Raw genomic sequence first — 4,688 nt, forward strand, 5'->3', positions numbered from 1 at the left:
GCGGGCGCGGGCGGTGCCGGGCGGGGCCGCGGGCCCCGGGCGGTGCGGGCGGTGCGGGTGGGGCGGGTGCGGGCGTCAACAGGGCAGGTCCGCCCCGGGGACGCGGAGGCGACCGGGTCTCCCCCCGGCGCGGGACGACGCGATACCGTGGCGTCCCTTCTCCCCTGGGACATGATCCGCAAGGCCGCCCTGGAGGTTCCGTGGTACAGGCGTACATCCTCATTCAGACCGAGGCGGGCAGGGCGACGGCCGTCGCCGAGGCCGTCTCCTCCTTCGACGGCGTGATCCGGGCGGAGGACGTCACCGGACCGTACGACGTGATCGTGCGCGCGCAGGCGGACACGGTGGACGAGCTGGGCCGCATGGTGGTCGCGAAGATCCAGCGGGTGGACGGCATCACCCGTACTCTGACCTGTCCGGTCGTGCATCTGTAGCCCCGTCTAGTCTTGGCCGGTGACACCTCTCCACCGAAGGCGCCCCGGGCGCAGGCTACCGGGCCCCCTCCTCGCGTCGTTGCCCGCCGTCGCCCTGCTGGGCGTGGCGGGGTGTGCCGGGTCGGGCTCGGCGCCCGAGGTGGCCGTCCCGAAGCCGCCGCCGGACCAGGTGGCCGTGTGCAGGGCCCTGCACGGGCGGCTGCCGCAGAAGGTGGCCGGGCAGGGCAGGCAGGGCACACGGCCGAGTTCGGAGCTGACGGCCGCGTGGGGCTCGGGGGACGCGTCGATCGTGCTGCGCTGCGGGGTCCCGCGGCCGAAGGCGATGAGCGATCCCCGTTCCGACGCGGTCGACGCGAACGGGGTGAACTGGCTCGTGCAGCAGTCGTCGTCCGGTCAGACCTTCACGACCACGTACCGCAGCGCGTACGTGCAGGTGACGATGGGCACGAAGTTCGCCCAGGACGGCACGCCGATCGCGCAGTTCGCCGAAGCGGTGAAGAAGTCCGACCCGTCGACCCTGTAGCCGCGCGCCCGCACCCGCACGCCCGTGCGGCGCGGCCCCGCACGGCCTGGCGTCGGCAGCCGCCCGGCTCCCGGGAGCCTGGCGCGCGGCCGGCCGATGCCGGGGGCCACGGACGGCGCGCGCCCGGGGCCCCCTTCGTCCGTTCCCGGACACGTTCCCGGACCCGTGCCCGGCGTCCGGGGCGGGCGCTCCGGCTCAGCGCAGGCCGGTCGAGCGCCGCAGCGCCGCCTCGATCAGCAGGTCCACCAGCTCCGGATAGCCGACGCCGGTCTCCTGCCACATGCGCGGGAACATGGAGATGGGCGTGAAGCCCGGCATGGTGTTGATCTCGTTGATGACGAACTCGCCGTCGTCGGTGAGGAAGAAGTCGGCCCGCACCAGGCCCTCGCACGACGCGGCCTCGAACGCCTCGACGGCGAGCCGGCGCACCTCGGCGGTCGCCTCCTCGCCGAGCGGCGCGGGGACGATGCCGGAGGCCGAGTCGATGTACTTCGCCTCGAAGTCGTAGAAGTCGTGCGCGGTGACCGGGGGGATCTCGGCCGGCAGGCTCGCCCTCGGCCCGTCCTCGAACTCCAGCACGCCGCACTCGATCTCGCGGCCCCGCACCAGGGCCTCCACCAGCACCTTGGGGTCGTGGCGGCGGGCCTCGGCCAGCGCGTCGTCGAGGCCCTCGAAGCCGTCGACCTTGCTGATGCCGACCGAGGAGCCGCCGCGGGCGGGCTTCACGAACAGCGGCCAGCCGTGCTCGGAGGCGAAGTCCACGATCCGCCGGCGTGCCGCGGCACCGTCGTCGCCGCGCTCCCACTCGCGCGGCCTGATCACCATGTAGGGGCCCACCGCGAGCCCGAACGAGGTGAACACCCGCTTCATGTACTCCTTGTCCTGGCCGACCGCGGAGGCGAGCACGCCCGCGCCGACGTAGGGCACGCCCGCGAGTTCCAGCAGCCCCTGGAGGGTGCCGTCCTCGCCGTAGGGGCCGTGCAGGACGGGGAAGACGACGTCGACCTCGCCGAGGGCCTTGGGCACGGAGCCGGGCTCGCTGTAGACCACCTCGCGGTTGCCGGGCGCGACGGACAGCACCACGTCGCCGTCGGTGCACTCGGCGATCTGCTCGACGCTCGGCAGCGAACGGTCCGCGATGGCCATCCGCTCGGGGTCGTCGGCGGTCAGCGCCCAGCGCCCGTCGCCGGTGATGCCGATGGGCAGGACGTCGTAGGCGTCGCGGTCGATCGCGGCGAGGACGGCCCCCGCGGTGACGACGGAGATGCCGTGCTCGGAGCTGCGGCCCCCGAACACGACGGCGACGCGCGGCTTGCGGGAGCGCCGCTCAGGGTTCTGGGAGGTGTTCAGGTCGCTCATATCGCGATGAGGGTACCCGCACACACCGCTCCTGCCTGCGGCCGAGTGCCCGATCGGCGCGCCAGGCCCCCGTACGGCCCCTCGGCGCCACTCAGAGCCGTTCGGACTTCGCGCTGCGTGACATGAGGTCCTTCAGCGCCGCGAGCGGTGCCTTGCCGTTGTGGACGATGTCCACGATGGTCTCGGTGATCGGCATCTCGACGCCGTGGCGGCGGGCGAGATCGAGCACCGACTCGCAGGACTTGACGCCCTCGACGGTCTGCCGGGTGACCGCGATGGTCTCCTGAAGGGTCATGCCGTGGCCGAGGTTGATGCCGAAGGCGTGGTTGCGCCCGGAGGAGCAGCTGGCGATGAGGTCGCCCATGCCGGCGAGGCCGGAGAACGTGTGCGGGTCCGCGCCCATGGCGTGGCCGAGCCTGCTGGTCTCGGCGAGGCCGCGCGTCATCAGCGACGCCTTGGTGTTGTCGCCCAGTTTCATGCCGTCGGCGATGCCGACGGCCAGGCCGATGACGTTCTTGACCGCGCCGCCGAGTTCGCAGCCCACGACGTCGGTGTTGGTGTAGGGGCGGTAGTACGGGGTGTGGCAGGCGGCCTGGAGGCGGCGGGCGACCGACTCGTCCTCGCAGGCGACGACGGCGGCCGCGGGGGCGCGGGCGGCGATCTCCGGGGCGAGGTTGGGGCCGGTGACGACGGCGACCCGCTCGGCGGGGGCCCGTGCGACCTCGGCGATGACCTCGCTCATCCGCTTGGCCGTGCCGAGCTCGACGCCCTTCATCAGCGAGACGAGCACGGTGTCGGACGGCAGGACGGGCGCCCAGGCGGCGAGGTTGGCCCGCAGCGTCTGGGACGGCACGCACAGGACGGTGAACTCGGCGTCGCGGGCGGCCTCGGCCGGGTCGCAGGTCGCGCGCACCCGGGCGGGGAGTTCGACGCCCGGGAGGTATTCCGGGTTCGTCCGGGTGGTGTTGATGGCCTCGGCGACGTCCGCGCGGCGGGCGCAGAGCGTCACCTCGCAGCCGGCGTCGGCGAGGATCATGGCGAATGCCGTGCCCCACGAACCGGTTCCGAAGACGGCGACCCTGGTCACGATGTTCCCTTGTCCTCTTCCGTTTGCGCGGGGGCGGGGACGTCCGCCTCCGTGTGCCCGGGGGCCGGGACGTCCGCGGGGGCGGGGTCGTCCGCGGTGGCGGACGCGCGCCGCTCCAGCGCCCGTGCCCTGCGCGGATCGTACGGCACCTCGGGCGCCGGCTCGCCGCGCAACTGGACCAGCAGGTCGGTGATCGCCGCCATGATCACCTCGGTGACCTCGCGCAGGAGCTCCTGGGTGACGGCCCGGCCGTAGTAGGACGACAGGTCCACGGGCCGTCCGACGAGGACGCGGTGGGTCTTGCGCGGGAAGAGGGACGCCTTCTTGGAGTACGGCGGCAGCACCTCGTTGGCACCCCACTGGGCGATCGGCACGACCGGGCACTTGGTGCCCAGCGCGACGCGTGCGGCGCCCGTGCGGGCGGCCATCGGCCACTGGCCGGGATCGCGGGTGAGGGTGCCCTCCGGGTAGAACGCGACGCACTCGCCGCGCTCGACGGCGTCGATGGCCGCGCGGAAGGCGCCCGTCGCGTCGCTGGAGTCGCGGTAGACGGGGATCTGGCCGCTGCCCCGCATCACGGCACCGACGAAACCGTCGGTGAACAGGGAACTCTTCGCCAGGAATCTCGGCACACGTCCGGTGTTGTACTGGAAATGGCCGTAGGCAAAGGGATCGAGATGCGAATTGTGGTTCACGACGGTGATGAATCCGCCGTCCGCCGGAATGTTCTCCGCGCCGCTCCAGTCCCGCTTGAAGAGAAGGACGAGCGGCGGTTTCGCCAGGACCGCGGCGAGGTGATACCAGAAGCCGACTTTTCGGCGGGACACTCGGACACCTTCCTCGTCGCCTGCCCGGCCCGGTGCCCGGCGGCTGGGGCACAAGTGTCGCCCCGGCCCCCTGCTCTGTCGAGCACACCGTACGCCGCGGCCGCCCCGGGACGGCGGCCGGCGGGGGCCGGGCCGCGTCACAATGAACGGCAGCCGCACGAGCACGGGGAGCCCGCCACGAACACCGATCCGACGACCGGATGGTCCCTGGTCGTCCCGCTGAAGCCGTTGCGGCGGGCGAAAAGCAGGCTCGGGCCGGCGGCCGACGCGTCGCAGCGGTCCCGGCTCGCCCTCGCGTTCGCGCAGGACACGGTGGCCGCCGCGCTCGCCGCGGAGGGCGTCTTCGATGTGGTGGTCGTCACGGACGACCCCGGCGCGTCGGCCGCCCTCGCGGCGCTCGGCGCGCGGGTCGTCGGCGACTCCCCCGGCGCCGGCCTCAACGCGGCGCTGGCGCACGG

At 73.4% G+C, this 4,688-nt stretch carries 5 protein-coding genes and 1 pseudogene; 3 read left to right on the plus strand and 3 right to left on the minus strand.

Translation table 11 applies throughout. From position 1 onward, the window contains the following. Positions 1-200: 200 nt before the first annotated feature. Both L1885_RS23845 and L1885_RS23850 read left to right on the plus strand, forming a co-directional pair. Positions 201-434 carry an Lrp/AsnC family transcriptional regulator gene (locus tag L1885_RS23845; protein WP_235799228.1) on the plus strand — a complete coding sequence of 78 codons (234 nt, stop codon included), beginning with the start codon at positions 201-203 and terminating at the stop codon, positions 432-434. Positions 435-453: 19 nt separating this feature from the next. After that, positions 454-957 (plus strand): DUF3515 domain-containing protein, encoded by a 504-nt coding sequence (locus L1885_RS23850; RefSeq protein ID WP_235799229.1) that lies wholly within the window; start codon positions 454-456, stop codon positions 955-957. Between the two features lie 195 nt (positions 958-1,152). On the opposite strand, the gene L1885_RS23855 is transcribed toward L1885_RS23850, so the two are convergent. The 3 genes from L1885_RS23855 to L1885_RS23865 form a co-directional block, all read right to left on the minus strand. Beyond that, positions 1,153-2,316: a D-alanine--D-alanine ligase family protein gene (locus L1885_RS23855; RefSeq protein ID WP_235799230.1), complete on the minus strand. Its 1,164-nt coding sequence runs from the start codon at positions 2,314-2,316 to the stop codon at positions 1,153-1,155. Between the two features lie 91 nt (positions 2,317-2,407). Next, complete coding sequence (locus L1885_RS23860) at positions 2,408-3,403, minus strand: NAD(P)H-dependent glycerol-3-phosphate dehydrogenase (protein ID WP_235799231.1); 996 nt, start codon at positions 3,401-3,403, stop codon at positions 2,408-2,410. Then, positions 3,400-4,230, minus strand: coding sequence for a lysophospholipid acyltransferase family protein (locus L1885_RS23865; RefSeq protein ID WP_235799232.1), 831 nt, complete (start codon positions 4,228-4,230; stop codon positions 3,400-3,402). The genes L1885_RS23860 and L1885_RS23865 overlap by 4 nt, the downstream gene beginning before the upstream one ends. 219 nt (positions 4,231-4,449) lie before the next feature. Here L1885_RS23865 and L1885_RS23870 point away from each other — a divergent pair. After that, positions 4,450-4,688, plus strand: a pseudogene (locus tag L1885_RS23870) (2-phospho-L-lactate guanylyltransferase); the annotation flags it as partial.

It is taken from the genome of Streptomyces fuscigenes, from assembly GCF_021556455.1.
In the GTDB taxonomy this organism is placed as follows: Bacteria; Actinomycetota; Actinomycetes; order Streptomycetales; family Streptomycetaceae; genus Streptomyces; species Streptomyces fuscigenes.

What these genes read in the sequence shown, in the direction of transcription:
- L1885_RS23855 (WP_235799230.1), bottom strand. Translation starts at nt 2,316, where the DNA reads ATGAGCGACCTGAACACCTCCCAGAACCCTGAGCGGCGCTCCCGCAAG.